The sequence below is a fragment of the Actinoplanes ianthinogenes genome, from assembly GCF_018324205.1.
GTDB classification, from domain to species: Bacteria; Actinomycetota; Actinomycetes; order Mycobacteriales; family Micromonosporaceae; genus Actinoplanes; species Actinoplanes ianthinogenes.
Genome location: NZ_AP023356.1, coordinates 9,123,380 through 9,137,464, shown reverse-complemented (window position 1 = coordinate 9,137,464; position 14,085 = coordinate 9,123,380). Strand labels below are relative to the sequence as shown.

Below are 14,085 nucleotides of genomic sequence, written 5' to 3'. Positions count from 1 at the left end.
GAGAATTGTTGATGTCTTCGGCCACTTCTCCACTGGACACCGAGTGGCTCGCCCGGGAGACCGGGCGGCTGCTCGACTTCGGCCGCGATTTCGCGCACCCGCTCGGCGGCGCGGCCTGGCTGCGCTCGGACGGCACGCCCGACCTGGGCCGGCCGGTCTACGCCTGGATCACCGCACGGATGGCGCACGTCTACAGCGTGGCCGACCTGCTCGGCGTGCCGGGCGCCGGTCCCCTGGCCGACGCGGCGCTGGCCGGGCTGACCGGGGTGCTGCACGACAAGCGGCGCGGCGGGTGGCATCCGTCGGTTGCTCCGGACGGCGTGCCGGCCACCGGGAAGTCCTGTTACGACCACGCGTTCGTGGTGCTGGCGGCGGCGTCCGGGACGCTGGCGCGGCGGCCCGGTGCGCGGGAACTGCTGACCGAGGCGGTCGACACGATGGTGCGGCGGTTCTGGGAGCCCGAGGCCGCAATGTTCGCCGACGAGTGGGACAGCGGGTGGCAGCGGCTCGACGGGTACCGCGGGCTGAACGCCAACATGCACGCGGTCGAGGCGATGCTGGCGGCCTTCGACGCGACCGGGGATCGGGAGTGCCGGGAGCGTGCGCTGGCCATCACCGAGCGGGCCGCCGGGTGGGGGCGGGCGCACGGGTGGCGGCTGCCGGAGCACTACGACTCGCGATGGCAGCCGCGGCTGGACTATCACCGGGAACGGCCGCAGGACCCGTTCAAGCCGTTCGGGGCGACGGTCGGGCACGCGCTGGAGTGGTCCCGGCTCATCCTGCACGTCGAGGCGGCGTTCGGGTCCGCGGCGCCGGACTGGCTGCTGCCCGCGGCGGAAGCCCTGTTCGGCCAGGCGGTCGCGGATGGATGGGCGGTCGACGGTGCTCCCGGTTTCGTCTACACGACGGACTGGGACGGCACTCCGGTGGTGCGGCAACGCATGCATTGGGTGGCCGCGGAGGCGATTGCGGCGGCCGCCACCCTGTATCGGCGCACCGGCACCCCGGATTACGCCGAGTGGTACAAGATCTGGTCGGACTACGTGCGAGGACATTTCGTGGACATGGAACAGGGCTCGTGGTGGCACGAGCTCGACACCCAGAACCGGCCGGCCGCTACGACCTGGCCGGGCAAGCCGGACCTGTACCACGCGGTGCAGGCGATGCTGATCCCCCGGGCGCCGCTGGCCCCCGGGCTTGCCGCGGCCTGCGCGAGCGGAGCGGTCCGATGAGGCGTTTCCTGGTCGTGGGCGAGTCGATCCTCGACGTGATCTCGTCCTCCTCCGAGGAGCGGGCACTTCCCGGCGGGAGCCCGGCCAACGTGGCCGTCGGCCTGGGGCGGCTCGGCAACGACGTCGGCCTGTGGACCCATCTCGGCGCGGACCCGGACGGTGACCTGCTGCGGGCGCACCTCACCGGTTCGGGCGTGGAGTTGCTGGCACCGATCGCCGGGGTGACCTCACGGGCGCTCGCCACCCTCCAGCCGGACGGGTCCGCGCATTACGACTTCACCGTGGACTGGCCGCGCTGGCCGGGCGGCCCCGCGCCGGAAGCGGCGGCGGAGCACCTGCACACCGGGTCGATCGCGGCCCTGATGGCGCCGGGTGGCGGCGACGTCGAGCAGTTGCTGCGCGATCGGTGCACGGCCGCGACGATCAGCTACGACCCGAACATCCGCCCGTCGCTGGTGGATGACGCCGCCGCCTGCCGCATCCGGGTCGAGGCGATCGCTGCCATCAGCGACGTGGTCAAGGCGAGCGACGAGGATCTGGCCTGGCTCTACCCGGGGACGCGGACGCTGGACGCGGCCCGGCACCTGCTCGGCCTGGGTCCGGCCCTGGTCTGCGTGACGCTGGGCGCGGAGGGCGCGGTGGCGGTCACCGGCCGCGACGAGGTGGCGGTCCCGCGCGTCGCCGTCGACGTGGCCGACACCGTCGGGGCCGGTGACGCCTTCATGTCCGGGCTGCTCGACGCCCTGTGGGAGCGCGGGTTGCTCGGGGTGGCGGGCCGGGCCCGGTTGCGGGCGATCAGCGGCGAGGACGTGCGGGCGGTGCTCTCCCACGCGGCCCTGGTCGCGGCTCTCACAGTGGCGCGGGCCGGCGCCGCCCCGCCGACCCGGGCGGAGCTCGACGCGTGGCAGGTCGCCACACCCTGACCGGCACGCGGCGCGTTCGATGGCGGGATGCCGGGCGTGGCGCGGCGCAGCTTTTGGAGTTCGCCGGGCCGGTCGCGGCGGGTCAGCTGACCGGTCGGGCGGTCCAACCAGGCGAGGCGGTGCGGATTGTGGCGGGTCAGAACCGCGTGCACGGTCGAGGCGGGCATACCCAGTAGGGGGCCGAGGCGGCCCGGCCCCGCGTTTGAGCTGGGTCCGCAGGGCTCAAATGCGGGCTTCGAGTTCGGCCGGTGTCAGGTGGCCGTAACGGTAACGGCCGGGCCGTCTTCACCGGGTGCGCTTCGGGCGTACCGGAAAGCGGGTGTCGGTCGTGAGCGGCGCCCTGCCGCACCTTGCGGACGACCTCTTGCCCTTGAAGGGTCAACGCAGGTCGCCCTTCGCAGCCCCGGTCGGCCCGCCGTCGGCCGACTCGATCTGCCCCAGCAGCGCCTGCTCACGCAGGATCTGCTGGAGCCGGGCCTCACCGCGCAGACGTCGCGGGCTGTCCAGCGTCAAGGCTGAGGTCTGGGCACGCAGCCGGGCGGTCTGCCGGGCCAGCCGGCGCAGGCGGTGCTCGACGAGCCGGTCGACGTGCAGCGCGATCCACCCGCACAGCACCGCCAGCGGGATCTCGATCAGCACCGCGGAAACGATGGCCGAGGTCAGCTCGGATCGCGTCGACAGCGTCACGTCGAACCAGGCGTCGACCACCAGCAGGGTGGCGGTGGCGCCGGCCAGCAGCCCGACCCGCTGCCGGCCGCGCCAGGCCAGATAGGCCGTGGCGAGCAGGCCGATGACCAGCAACACGTCGAAACCGACCCAGGCGACCCGGTAGTTGCCGGTGTGGGTCCGCTGCGGCAGGGTGAGCGAGAGGTAGACGGTCCACGGGATGGTGGCCGCGCCCAGAACAGCGAACAGCGGTGCGACCCATCCGGGCGCGGGGCGCCGCAGGGTGCTCACTGTGGCGTCGGTTCCGCTCATCTCCCGAGCATCCCACCAAACCGCGCAGCCACGGCAGACTGGGACCCGTGGCGAACATTCTGATCACCGGAGCCTCCGACGGGCTGGGCAGGGCGCTGGCGACCGAGCTGGCCCGCGCCGGACACCAGCTCATCGTTCACGGCCGCGACCCCGCGCGACTGGCTGCCGTCGCCGACGAGACCGGGGCCGTGGCGATCCGGGCGGACCTGTCATCGCTCGACGAGGTGCGCGGGCTTGCCGCCCGGGCCGCCGAACATACGAACCGGCTCGACGTGCTGGTCAACAATGCCGGCGTGGGGTTCGGTGCGCCGGGTGCCGGTCGCGAGCTGTCCCGCGACGGCTACGAGTTGCGCTTCGCGGTCAACTATCTGGCCCCGTATCTGCTGACCAGGCTGCTGCTGCCGGTTCTGCACCGGGCCGCTTCCGCCCGGATCGTCAATGTCGCGTCAGTCGGGCAGCGTCCGATCGAGCTCGACGATCTGATGATGGAACGGGAGTACGACGGGGTCGAGGCGTACCGGCGCTCCAAGCTGGCACTGATCGCCCACACTTTCGACCTCGCCGACGAACTGGCCGGCACGGGTGTGACGGCCAACTGCCTTCACCCCGCGTCACTGATGCCGACCACGATGGTGCATGAGTCCCGTTACGGCACGATCGACTCGCTGGAACAGGGGTTGCAGGCGACATTGCGCCTGGTCGCCGACCCGGACCTGGACGGGGTGACCGGCCGCTACTTCAACGGCATGCGGGTGGGGCGGGCGCTCGATCAGGCGTACGACTTGGTGTTTCGTGCTCGGCTGCGCGAGCGTACCGAGGCCCTGCTGTCGACACGGCAGTCGTCGTGACCCGACAGCTGAGCAAATCGCTTTTCGGTTCGCGCGACGCCGCGCATGAACACACCTCGATGCCAACGCGGGTTCGCATTTCAGCGAGCTGAGCGATGCAGCGCGGATCCACCTGCCGCTGCTGCGCTCTGCCGTGCTCAGCCGTCGGATCACCGCATGCTGAGGGCCTGATGTCATCTGGTACGTCGTCACGGCGGTGGATGACGTGGTCGGAGCCGGCGGGTTTCTGGCACGGTCGCTCTCCGGTGCCGAGGGCCCGCCGGACGGCCGGTTTCCGGCCGGGTCGGCTCTCGGTGCCACCGGCGCCCCGCGGGGGTCCGGCGGGCACGGCCGCGGCCACCTCGGGACCCGATCAACAGGCGCCACGACAGGACCCCCGCCACGCCGGTGGCGACGACCAGCACGGTGACTCTGCTCCATGCCGGCGGGACGAGATACCCGGTGCCCTCGCGCGCCTGCGCCATCACCTGCCCATCCATCGGCACCCCGCCGGGCAGCCGGCTGACCGGGCTGGTCGCCGCGACGGACGGTAGAACTGTCATCGTCAACAGGCCGCTGCCCTGCAGCCTCGGCAACTGTGCCGCGGTGACCGCCTCGGCCCGCTGAGCGAGCCGGCGCACGATCGGATTACCCGTCGTGCCCCTCACCGTCGTCGCGATCGGGAGCAGCTCACTGTCGGCGCGCCAGAGGTAGGCGACAAATCCGGTGTCGAACGTCGCTCCCACGCTCTGTTGCAGGGCCGCGAGGGTGCTCCGCTGTTCGGCGGGCAATGGATCGTCGAGCGCGACCCCCAGTGTCCCGGCCGCGCTCCGGCTCAGGCCGTCGAGCTGCTCGCATTCTGTGCTGACCTGCTGTGCCATTCTCGTGACCGCGCCGTTCACGCTCATCCCCCGGGCCAGCGCGCTGGCCGCGCCGGCCCCGGTCGCCGTCAGGTGCACGCGGCGGATGAACGCCAGGTCGGTCGGGGTCGCTGCGTCATCGGCCGCCCGGGCTGACGCGGCCGGCAGGATCAGCATCCCGAGCAGCGCGGGCGGGATCACCAGCATGCGGACCAGCGCGGCCACGACGTACCGTGCCCGTCGATCGCTGCCGATCATGCCCATCTCCGCCTTCCACCCGCCAGCAGCGAAGCCCGTTCCGCGCGGGGCCGTTCCGCACCGCACGCGTCCGGCATGAGGCATGCCGCCGGACCGGATCCGGCCCCACCCCGAGCGGCTCGGAGCCTAACCGGAATCTGGAGATCAACGGCCGGATCTGGCGTTTCCTAAGGCAACACTTAACTTCCTCGACCATATCGGCGACAAAAGATCGACTGCGCCGTCCGAAAATGCGCTCGCCTCTCGAAACGAACAACGCCACAACTGCCGAAACCCGATCTCCCGAATATGTCGGCATCGTCCGCGCTGAACTCATGGCAGCGGAGATCCATGGCCACGACGAGCGCTCGTTGCATGGTGCGATCTCCGAAACATGCTTGTCGCGGTCCGCTCCGATGGGGATCAGGCGACCTTCCCACCACCCATCCCTTCCGCTAAAGGAACCGTTCATGAGAGGACGGTGGCGCGGCCCGCACCTCGGGCGTCCGCGGCGTCACCGGCCGACGTCACCGTTTCAGCACGAGGTCTGCCGGGCTTTCTCGGCCCACCCGAGCGACACGGTTGCCCGGACCCGCCAAGCGGTAGAGCTCAGCACTGGTCGCAGAAATTCTCAACGCCGCCGGCGCCCCTACCGCCAGCATCAGCGACGACATCGGCCCCGGCCGCTCGCCCTCGACATCGTCGTGCAGTCCAACGACCGGATGGCGCAGACGAAGGTGGCCGCCGAGTGCGCCGTCACCCTGCTGCGCGCCGGACATCCGGCACAAGCCCGCGCGATGGCAGACGGGGCCCTGCGGATCGCGCGGCGGCTGCGGATGCCGCTCCCCATCACCCGCGCACTGCGTCGCCGCCACCGACCCCGGGAAGGCCCGCCGACTCTGGCGTCAGGCGCTCGACAGCCTTACCGCACTCGGCGACATCGAGCGCGTCGACGTCGGTCGGCACCTCGCCGACCAGGCTCCGTCCGTCAGCCCGGCTTTGAGGGTGCTGCGGTCCGCGGAATGCGGCACCTCGGTTCGGTTCAGCCGGCCCTGCGGAAGGCGATCGAGGCCGATTGCCCGGGCGGCTTGTTTGACTATCACCTAATTGGTAGCGGGTGGCACCTCTGCCGTTGCTCGGGACCCGGTGTGGCGTGGGCTGGGCCGACCACGTGAGGAAGTAGTTGCTCGGCGGCATCACACAGTTTGCGCCAGAGCCCCAAATTCGCGAACAAAGGCCACGCCGTCAACAACGCTCGTGGACAACACATCTGGCCTGGCCAGCGGCGTCGCAGGCTCTTGAGGAAGGCGAGGAACTCGCCCGGTCCCGGATCCGGTAGCGATCATGTGCCGGACACCGTGGTCACGGTGATGGGTCGCCCGGAGCCTGACCGGCTTGCCCGCGGTCTCCAGGCTTTGCCCGGCCGGGGCTGCAGGTTCAGCGGCCCCAACTCATCGACGCAGACGACCCGGCCCGCCGGCGGGTGGGCGGTCGTAGAGGTCGAGGACCCGCCGCATCTTGGCGGTGAAGTCGCGGTCGTTGCCGGCCTTCCAGGTCTTCGAGGTCTGCCGGATGACGCCGTGTTCGTGCAGGATCCGCCGGACCGTCTCGACGCTGATCGTGGCGCCCCGGCCGCTGGCGATCAGGTAGTCATGCGGCTTCGTCAAGGACCAGCAGGAGAAGGGTTCGCCGAGGAAGCGGGGGTCACACCGGGCGATCACGCAGATCCAGTCGCGGACCTGCTCACTGATCTTGTTCGGTGTGCCCCCTCCAGCGCGTCGAACCCCCACTCGCTGAACGCGTGGATCACGTCGCGGACGTAGTCCTCGGTGGCCTTGAGCAGATAGGCGATGTCCGGCGCCGGCTGGCCCTGGCCGGACATCAGCACGACGATCGCCCGGCGCAGCTTGACCGGGTTCTTCGCGGTCCGCGTGATCTTCTGCCATCGACAGCGCCCGCACGACCACTTCCGGGCGTCGGCCCACCCGGCATCACCCCCACACAACAGCGAGCGAGACACCATGCCCGAAGCGGCTTCAAACCGACGGATTACACGGCCAACATTCAAAAACGAGGCACTAGACGGCACGCGGCGAGCTTCATCCCGATCCAGGCAGGCGCACGGTGACGAGCAGGCCACCGCTCCGGCGCGGTGTGAGGTCGAGCGTCCCGTGGTGGGCTCGGACCACGCTGTGCACGATGGCCAGGCCGAGCCCGACGGCGGCGTGCTCGTCGGTGCGGACGCGTTCGGTGCCGCGCTGGAAGGGCTCGGTCAGGGTCGGGATCAGATCGGGTGGCAGCCGCGGGCCGGTGTTCTCCACCCGCAGCACGCCGGTGACGCCCTCCGTCGCGGTGTGGACGGTCACGGCGCCGCCGGTGGGCAGGTTGTGGACGATCGCGTTCTGCACCAGGTTCGTCACCAGGCGGGACAGCAGCTCGGCAGAGCCGTTGACCTGCGCCGCCCCGCCGGTGACCTCCAGGGCGATGTCGCGCTGCTCGGCGAGGGGCAGCAGGGTTTCGGCGGCCTCCTCGGCGAGCAGCGAGAGGTCGACGTCCTCGCGGGTGAAGGTACCGCTGTCGCCGCGGCTGAGCAGCAGCAGCGCCTCGATGAGGTCGATCGCCCGCTGGTTGGCGGCGTGCAGGCGGTCGAGGAGCGGGTCGTGGGCGGGGTCGCGGCGGGCGACGTCGAGCAGCGTCCGGGAGATGGCCAGCGGGGTGCGCAGCTCGTGCGACGCGTTCGCGGCGAACCTGCGCTGCTCGGCGACGTGTGATTCGAGCTGGTCGAGCATCGCGTCGAAGGTGTCGGAGAGCTGGCGGAACTCGTCGTGCCGGTCGGTCATCCGGATCCGGTGCGACAGCGAGCCGCTCCCGGCCGTCCGGGCCGCCTCGGTGATCCGGGTCAGCGGCGCGAGCATCCGGCCGGCCAGGATCCAGCCTCCGATGAGCCCGAACAGCAGCAGGAAGAGGAGGGCTTCGGCCGCCCGCGGGGCGAAGGCCCGCAGCAGATCGGACCGGACCGGGAAGACGCTGCCGGCGGGGAGTCCGGGCGAGGCGGGAATCAGGAGCGCGCGGTCCGGGACGTAACGCAGCAGGAACACCCAGACCGTCGCGAGCAGCAGGGCGCCGGCGAGCATGAGGAACCCGACGTAGCTGAGGGTGAGTTTGAAATGAGCGCTCACTGCGGGCTCCCGGTGTCGATGCGGTAGCCGACACCGGGGACGGTGGCGATGATCCACGGCTCGCCGAGGCGTTTGCGCAGGGCGGAGACGGTGATCCGGACGGCGTTGGTGAGCGGGTCGGCATTCTCGTCCCAGGCACGCTCCAGCAGGTCCTCGGCGCTGACGACCCCGCCCTCGGCGGCGACGAGGACCTCCAGCACGGCGAACTGCTTGCGGGTGAGTGCGACGTAGCGGCCGTCGCGGAACACCTCCCGGCGGAACGGGTCCACCCGCAGGCCGGCGATCTCGCGGACCGGTGGCCGGGCGTGCCCGCGCCGGCGGTCCAGGGCCCGCAGCCGCAGCACCAGCTCGCGCAGGTCGAACGGCTTGGTGAGGTAGTCGTCGGCGCCCAGCTCGAAACCGGAGGCCTTGTCGTCGATCCGGTCGGCGGCGGTGAGCATGAGGATCGGGATGCCGCTGCCCGAGGCGACGATGCGCCGGGCGATCTCGTCGCCGGACGGCCCGGGGACGTCGCGGTCCAGCACGGCCAGGTCGTAGGCGTTGACGCCGAGCAGCTCCAGCGCGGTGTCGCCGTCGCCGGCGATGTCGGCGGCGATCGCCTCCAGCCGCAGCCCGTCCCGGACGGCCTCGGCCAGGTCGGGCTCGTCCTCCACGATCAATACACGCATTCCTGAACCTTATGTGCCGGTTGCCGCGTGCGGGTGCGCCACCAGCGGCGCGACGCGAGCGCGGCCAGGGCGGCGCCGGTCGCGTTGACCAGGACGTCGTCGACGGACGAGACCCGGTCCAGCTGGAAGACGTATTGAGCGGTCTCGACCACGACCGAGCAGGCTGCGCCGAGCGCCAGGATCCGCGGCACGGAGGCCAGCGCGGCGAAGCGCATCGGGGCGAAGAAGCCCAGCGCGGCGAAGACCAGCAGGTTGCCGCCGATCCCGATCGGGCCCATCGTCATCAGGTCGATCAGCGGGACCAGGCTGACCCGGCCCGGGACGATCCCGGCGCCCGGGCCGGGTTGCAGGGTCAGCCAGACCATCGGGACCGTCCCGTAGACCATGCCCACCTCGGCCGCCGACAGCCGCCACGCCAGGCCGCCGGCGGCCCTGCGGAAGCGGGCCAGCGCCCACACCAGCAGGGCCGGCAGCGGCAGGCCGAGCAGCATCATCAGCAGTGGGCCGTTGAAGGTGTCGTAGCAGCCGTGCCAGCGCCCGGACAGGCAGGCCGGGGCGGTCATCAGCAGCGGGCCCCGGATCAGGAACAGGACGCCCGCCATGCCCAGGATCGCCACGAGCGCCGTCGTGACCCTTGCGGTGCGGTTCATGTGTTCATTACAGGCGGTGGGCCGTTGCCAGGGCGTATGCGGTTTTCGATATGCCGGCGATACACCGCTCAGCCGCCCGCGCCGCCGCCGGTCCAGACTCCGGTGACGGCGAGCGTCTCCTGCGCGAGGACGTCGATCAGGGACGCACCGTCACGGTTGGCGAGGATGACGCCGGTCCAGCCGGTGTCCGGGTAGCTGCTCCAGTTGGCGCCGACGCCGGGATTGCCGCCGGCCCGCTGGAACATCCACTGGCCGCCGACGATGTCGGCCACCAGGCCGTAGCCCGCGAACGAGCCGGACCCGTGCGGGATCCGGGCGGCGGTCAGCACGTCGGCCCAGGGCCGGTCCAGCAGCGTGCCGTCGCCCAGTGCCCGGACGAAGCGGACCAGGTCCGGCGCGGTGGCGAAGCCGCCGTCCCCGGGAGCGTCGATGAACGCGCGCCCCGGGTTCTTGCCCAGCACGTAGTCGAACGGGCTGCCCTGGTCGAGGTGGTGCAGGGCGTCCACGACGCGGCCGTCGGCCACCTGCATGTACGGGTGGGCGAGGTGCGGGTCGCGCAGCCACTGGTCGCGGGTGAAGAAGCCGGAGCCGGTCATGCCACAGCGGTCGAAGATGTGTTTCTGCACGTAGTCCCAGTACGTCATCCCGGACACCGCCTCCACGACCAGCGGCGGGATGATCGCCTCGGCCTCCGCGTGCTCGGTGCTGGGCACCCAGGGAACACCCACCAGCCTGGCCTGACGGGCGCGCCGCACGAAGAACTCGTGCACCTCGTCGCGGCTGTGGAAGACGCGGCGCACCTCCTCGGGCGGCGAGACCAGCCCGGAGCAGCCGGAGAGCAGGTGGTGGATGGTGACCTGCTCGGCCACCTCCGTGGCGAAGCCGCTCAGGTGCTTGCCGATCGGGTCGTCGAGCTGAAGCTTGCCGCGCTGGGCCAGTTGCAGGACGGCGACGGCGCAGAACGGCTTGCCGGCCGAGCTGAGGCTGAACGCGGTGCCCGGCTGGTTGGGGATCCGCCGCTGCTCGTCGGCCATGCCGTAGGCCCGGGACAGGACCGTCCGGCCCCGGTGCGAGAGGAGCACCACGCCGGAGAACCGGCCCGCGGCGGCCAGCTGCCGCAGATATCGGTCGTAGTCCCCGGCGGCGGGCGTGTCTTGCAGGCCGGCCAGTGGCACCGCGGCGGCCGTCAGCCCGCCCAGGGCGAGCACTCGTCGGCGGTCGACCGGTTGGGAAGTGATCGGGTTCATCCGTCCACTCAAGACGAGCGGCGGTTGCGGCGGCGTATGCGGTTTTCGATACGTTCGCGATACCTGATCACTCGCGCAGGGTCCGGCTGGGCAGTTGCCCGTACGCGGCAAGGTACTGCCGCGCGAAGCGGGCGGGAGTGAACCCCCAGCGTACGGCGATGGCGGCGACGGTCTCCCGGCCGCCCGCGGTCGCCGCGCGCAGTTGGTGGTGGGCGCGGTCGAGCCGGATCCGGCGCAGGTGGGCCATCGGGGTGGTGTCGAGCTCCCGGCGGAAGATCAGTTGCAGCGCGCGTGGGGTCACACCGGCCGCTCGGGCGATGTCGGCCACGGTGAGATCCAGCTCCGGGTTGTTCTCGACGAACGCCACGGCCCGGCGCAGCGCGCCCCGGCCCGCGTCGCGGCGATCGATCCGGGTCGTCTCGCCCATGGCCGTGTTGGGGTAGGTGTGCAGCACGCTCGCGGCCAGCAACTGGCTCGCCGTGGAGATCATCAGCGGGGTCATCGGCCCGCACGGCGCCGCCATCACCTCGTCACGGACGTAGGCGATGGCGCGGCGGAGTTGTGACTGGGCCCGCCCGGAGATCGGGCGATGGCCCAGCAGGCGTACCGGCCTGCCGTCCGGGGTGGCCGTCCGGGCGAGCAGGGCCGGGTCGAGCAGTGTGAACCGGAGTCGCGGCGAGTGCGCCATCCCGGCGTACGGAAGCCCGGGCCGGCTGATCAGGAACTGGTCGCCGGGCCCGAAGGTGTCGTCGCCCGACCGGATCGTCTCCGACACGACGTCGCAGATGATCAGCAGGTCCGGTGGTTCGGCGGCGTATCCGATGTCGAAGCTGTAGTCGAGATCGTCGAAGCCCACCTCGGGCGACAGGGCCCGCCGGTTGATGCGGGCGCGGGTGTGCTCGCCGACGGCGCCGATCCGCATCTTCGAGTAGATCCTGCTGACGAACTCCTCGACCTGGTCCAGATCCTGGCTGTCGAACGTCTCGGCGTACACCGCGGCCATGGACCAACGCTAGACCTGTTGCCGGGCGAAGCGAAGGTGCCGGATCGGTGACACCGATCCGGCACCCGCTCATCCGCCGACGGTGGTGAAGCGGCGCAGCCGCAGGCTGTTGGCGACCACGAACACCGACGAGAAGGCCATCGCCGCCCCGGCGATCATCGGGTTGAGCAGCCCGGCCGCCGCGAGCGGCAGGGCGGCCACGTTGTAGGCGAAGGCCCAGAACAGGTTGCTCTTGATGATCCGCAGGGTGCGGCGGGACAGCCGGATCGCGTCCACGGCGGCGGTCAGGTCGCCGCGGACCAGGGTCAGGTCGGAGGCCTCGATCGCGACGTCGGCGCCGGTGCCCATGGCCAGTCCGAGGTCGGCCTGGGCGAGCGCGGCCGCGTCGTTCACGCCGTCGCCGGCCATCGCCACGACCCTGCCCTGCTCCTGGAGCCGTTTGATCACGTCGACCTTGTCGGCCGGCAGCACCTCGGCGATCACCTCGTCGATGCCGACCTCGGCGGCGACCGCCCGGGCGACCACTTCGTCGTCGCCGGTGAGCAGCACCGGGGTCAGCCCCAGCTCGCGCAGCGCGGCGATCGCCTGCCGGCTGGTCGGTTTGACCACGTCGGCGACCGCGAGGACGCCGCGGACCTGCCCGTCCCAGCCGACCAGCACCGAGGTCCGGCCGGCCTGCTCGATCCCGGCCGGCACGGGGTAGCCCCGCTCGCGCAGCAGCCGCGCCCGGCCGATCAGCAGCTCGCGGCCCTCGACGGTGCCGGTGACGCCGAGTCCTTCCAGGTTGGCGAACCCGGTGACCGGGGCGAGCGGCCCCTGCTCGGCGGCGGCCCGGGCGATGGCCTGGGCGATCGGGTGCTCGGAGGCGGCCTCGACCGCACCGGCCAGGCGCAGCAGCTCGTCCCGGTCCTGCGCGCCGACGGGCACCACATCGACCAGGGTCATCCGGCCGGTGGTGACGGTGCCGGTCTTGTCCAGGACCATCGTGTCGGCGGCGCGGGTCGACTCGAGGACCTGCGGGCCCTTGATCAGGATGCCGAGCTGGGCGCCGCGGCCGGTGCCGACCAGCAGCGCGGTCGGCGTGGCCAGCCCGAGCGCACACGGGCAGGCGATGATCAGCACGGCCACCGCGGCGGTGAACGCGGCCGTCCATCCGGCTCCGGCGCCGACCCACCAGCCGAGCGTCGCCGCCGCGAGGGTGATGACGATCGGCACGAAGATCCCGGAGATCCGGTCGGCGAGCCGCTGCACCGGCGCCTTGCCGTTCTGGGCCTGCTCGACGAGCTGGGCCATCCGGGCGAGCTGGGTGTCGGCGCCGACCCGGGTGGCCCGCACGATCAGCCGGCCGCCGGCGTTGACCGTGGCGCCGGCCACGGTGTCGCCCGGCCCGACCTCGACCGGCACCGACTCGCCGGTGAGCAGGCTGGCGTCGACCGCGGACGCGCCGTCCTCGACGACGCCGTCGGTGGCGATCTTCTCCCCCGGGCGGACCACGAACCGGTCCCCCACCGTCAGGTCGGCGACCGGGATCCGGTGCTCGGCACCGTCGCGCAGCACCGTGACGTCCTTGGCCCCGAGCTCGAGCAGGGCGCGCAGTGCGGCGCCGGCCCGGCGCTTGGAGCGGGCCTCGAAGTAGCGCCCGGCCAGGATGAACGTGGTCACCCCGGCGGCCGCCTCCAGGTAGATCGCGCCGGTGCCGTCGCCGCGGCTGATCGCGAACGAGAACGGATGCGTCATGCCGGGAGTTCCGGCCGTACCGAAGAACAAGGCCCAGACCGACCAGCCGAAAGCGGCCAGGGTGCCGAGCGAGACCAGGGTGTCCATGGTGGCGGCGCCGTGCCGCAGGTTGGTCCAGGCGGCCCTGTGGAACGGCCGGCCGCCGTAGACGACGACCGGCGCGGCCAGGGTCAGCGACAGCCACTGCCAGTAGGTGAATTGCCAGGCCGGCACCATCGCCAGCAGCACCACCGGGACGCTCAACGCCACCGAGACCCACAGCCGGGTACGCGCGTCGCGCAGTTCGTCGCTCGGTGGCGGCTGCTCGATCTCCACCTTGCTGGCGGTGTACCCGGTCTTCTCCACCGTGGCGATCAGATCGTCGGCGGTCACGTCACCGGAGTAGCTGACCGAGGCCTTCTCGGTGGCGTAGTTGACGGTGGCGGTGACGCCGTCCATCCGGTTGAGCTTCTTCTCGATCCGGGCGGCGCAGGAGGCGCAGGTCATGCCACCGATCGACAGTTCGATCCGGTTCGGGGCCACCTTCAGGGTCACCGGTGTCCTC

At 71.7% G+C, this 14,085-nt stretch carries 14 protein-coding genes and 1 pseudogene; 3 read left to right on the top strand and 12 right to left on the bottom strand.

The annotated features are described in order from the left end of the window. Window positions 1-11: 11 nt before the first annotated feature. Together Aiant_RS41370 and Aiant_RS41365 are read left to right on the top strand one after the other, a co-directional pair. Complete coding sequence (locus tag Aiant_RS41370; RefSeq protein ID WP_189330092.1) at window positions 12-1,232, top strand: AGE family epimerase/isomerase; 1,221 nt, start codon at window positions 12-14, stop codon at window positions 1,230-1,232. Next, window positions 1,229-2,155: a PfkB family carbohydrate kinase gene (locus Aiant_RS41365; RefSeq protein WP_189330091.1), complete on the top strand. Its 927-nt coding sequence runs from the start codon at window positions 1,229-1,231 to the stop codon at window positions 2,153-2,155. The genes Aiant_RS41370 and Aiant_RS41365 overlap by 4 nt, the downstream gene beginning before the upstream one ends. A 56-nt stretch (window positions 2,156-2,211) precedes the next feature. Here Aiant_RS41365 and Aiant_RS46320 read toward each other — a convergent pair. Both Aiant_RS46320 and Aiant_RS41360 read right to left on the bottom strand, forming a co-directional pair. Beyond that, window positions 2,212-2,352 (bottom strand): annotated as a pseudogene (locus tag Aiant_RS46320) (IS481 family transposase); the annotation flags it as partial. A gap of 181 nt (window positions 2,353-2,533) precedes the next feature. After that, window positions 2,534-3,133 (bottom strand): hypothetical protein, encoded by a 600-nt coding sequence (locus Aiant_RS41360; protein WP_189330090.1) that lies wholly within the window; start codon window positions 3,131-3,133, stop codon window positions 2,534-2,536. A gap of 47 nt (window positions 3,134-3,180) precedes the next feature. Here Aiant_RS41360 and Aiant_RS41355 point away from each other — a divergent pair, with 47 nt between their 5' ends. Then, window positions 3,181-3,981 (top strand): SDR family NAD(P)-dependent oxidoreductase, encoded by an 801-nt coding sequence (locus tag Aiant_RS41355; protein ID WP_212846791.1) that lies wholly within the window; start codon window positions 3,181-3,183, stop codon window positions 3,979-3,981. 188 nt (window positions 3,982-4,169) lie between these two features. Here Aiant_RS41355 and Aiant_RS41350 read toward each other — a convergent pair whose 3' ends face one another. The 10 genes from Aiant_RS41350 to Aiant_RS41305 form a co-directional block, all read right to left on the bottom strand. Continuing rightward, on the bottom strand, window positions 4,170-5,078 hold the full coding sequence (locus tag Aiant_RS41350) for a DUF4142 domain-containing protein (RefSeq protein WP_189330089.1): 909 nt from the start codon (window positions 5,076-5,078) through the stop codon (window positions 4,170-4,172). A gap of 506 nt (window positions 5,079-5,584) precedes the next feature. Continuing rightward, window positions 5,585-5,836: a hypothetical protein gene (locus Aiant_RS41345; protein WP_189330088.1), complete on the bottom strand. Its 252-nt coding sequence runs from the start codon at window positions 5,834-5,836 to the stop codon at window positions 5,585-5,587. Window positions 5,837-6,508: 672 nt separating this feature from the next. Next, window positions 6,509-6,847 (bottom strand): helix-turn-helix domain-containing protein, encoded by a 339-nt coding sequence (locus tag Aiant_RS46315; protein ID WP_425322649.1) that lies wholly within the window; start codon window positions 6,845-6,847, stop codon window positions 6,509-6,511. Continuing rightward, complete coding sequence (locus Aiant_RS47160) at window positions 6,775-7,080, bottom strand: COG3415 family protein (RefSeq protein WP_212846780.1); 306 nt, start codon at window positions 7,078-7,080, stop codon at window positions 6,775-6,777. The genes Aiant_RS46315 and Aiant_RS47160 overlap by 73 nt, the downstream gene beginning before the upstream one ends. 76 nt (window positions 7,081-7,156) lie before the next feature. Next, complete coding sequence (locus Aiant_RS41330) at window positions 7,157-8,236, bottom strand: sensor histidine kinase (protein ID WP_280528257.1); 1,080 nt, start codon at window positions 8,234-8,236, stop codon at window positions 7,157-7,159. Continuing rightward, the gene (locus Aiant_RS41325; RefSeq protein WP_189330086.1) at window positions 8,233-8,904 is read right to left on the bottom strand and encodes a response regulator transcription factor; all 672 of its coding nucleotides are present in this window, start codon (window positions 8,902-8,904) and stop codon (window positions 8,233-8,235) included. Before Aiant_RS41325 ends, Aiant_RS41330 begins: the two co-directional genes overlap by 4 nt. Further along, the gene (locus Aiant_RS41320; protein ID WP_189330085.1) at window positions 8,892-9,554 is read right to left on the bottom strand and encodes a VanZ family protein; all 663 of its coding nucleotides are present in this window, start codon (window positions 9,552-9,554) and stop codon (window positions 8,892-8,894) included. Before Aiant_RS41320 ends, Aiant_RS41325 begins: the two co-directional genes overlap by 13 nt. Window positions 9,555-9,622: 68 nt before the next feature. Further along, window positions 9,623-10,801 (bottom strand): serine hydrolase domain-containing protein, encoded by a 1,179-nt coding sequence (locus Aiant_RS41315; RefSeq protein ID WP_189330084.1) that lies wholly within the window; start codon window positions 10,799-10,801, stop codon window positions 9,623-9,625. Window positions 10,802-10,868: 67 nt separating this feature from the next. Continuing rightward, on the bottom strand, window positions 10,869-11,804 hold the full coding sequence (locus Aiant_RS41310) for a helix-turn-helix domain-containing protein (RefSeq protein ID WP_212846779.1): 936 nt from the start codon (window positions 11,802-11,804) through the stop codon (window positions 10,869-10,871). 69 nt (window positions 11,805-11,873) lie between these two features. Beyond that, complete coding sequence (locus Aiant_RS41305; RefSeq protein ID WP_229830019.1) at window positions 11,874-14,027, bottom strand: heavy metal translocating P-type ATPase; 2,154 nt, start codon at window positions 14,025-14,027, stop codon at window positions 11,874-11,876. Between the last annotated feature and the right edge of the window lie 58 nt (window positions 14,028-14,085).

Excerpts from the sequence above, each read along its gene's own strand:
- Aiant_RS41370 (WP_189330092.1), top strand. The coding sequence starts at position 12 with ATGTCTTCGGCCACTTCTCCACTGGACACCGAGTGGCTCGCCCGGGAG.
- Aiant_RS47160 (WP_212846780.1), bottom strand. The coding sequence starts at position 7,080 with ATGGTGTCTCGCTCGCTGTTGTGTGGGGGTGATGCCGGGTGGGCCGAC.
- Aiant_RS41315 (WP_189330084.1), bottom strand. The coding sequence starts at position 10,801 with ATGAACCCGATCACTTCCCAACCGGTCGACCGCCGACGAGTGCTCGCC.
- Aiant_RS41325 (WP_189330086.1), bottom strand. The coding sequence starts at position 8,904 with ATGCGTGTATTGATCGTGGAGGACGAGCCCGACCTGGCCGAGGCCGTC.
- Aiant_RS41350 (WP_189330089.1), bottom strand. The coding sequence starts at position 5,078 with ATGATCGGCAGCGATCGACGGGCACGGTACGTCGTGGCCGCGCTGGTC.
- Aiant_RS41365 (WP_189330091.1), top strand. The coding sequence starts at position 1,229 with ATGAGGCGTTTCCTGGTCGTGGGCGAGTCGATCCTCGACGTGATCTCG.
- Aiant_RS41360 (WP_189330090.1), bottom strand. The coding sequence starts at position 3,133 with ATGAGCGGAACCGACGCCACAGTGAGCACCCTGCGGCGCCCCGCGCCC.
- Aiant_RS41310 (WP_212846779.1), bottom strand. The coding sequence starts at position 11,804 with ATGGCCGCGGTGTACGCCGAGACGTTCGACAGCCAGGATCTGGACCAG.
- Aiant_RS41345 (WP_189330088.1), bottom strand. The coding sequence starts at position 5,836 with ATGTCCGGCGCGCAGCAGGGTGACGGCGCACTCGGCGGCCACCTTCGT.
- Aiant_RS41320 (WP_189330085.1), bottom strand. The coding sequence starts at position 9,554 with ATGAACCGCACCGCAAGGGTCACGACGGCGCTCGTGGCGATCCTGGGC.
- Aiant_RS41305 (WP_229830019.1), bottom strand. The coding sequence starts at position 14,027 with ATGACCTGCGCCTCCTGCGCCGCCCGGATCGAGAAGAAGCTCAACCGG.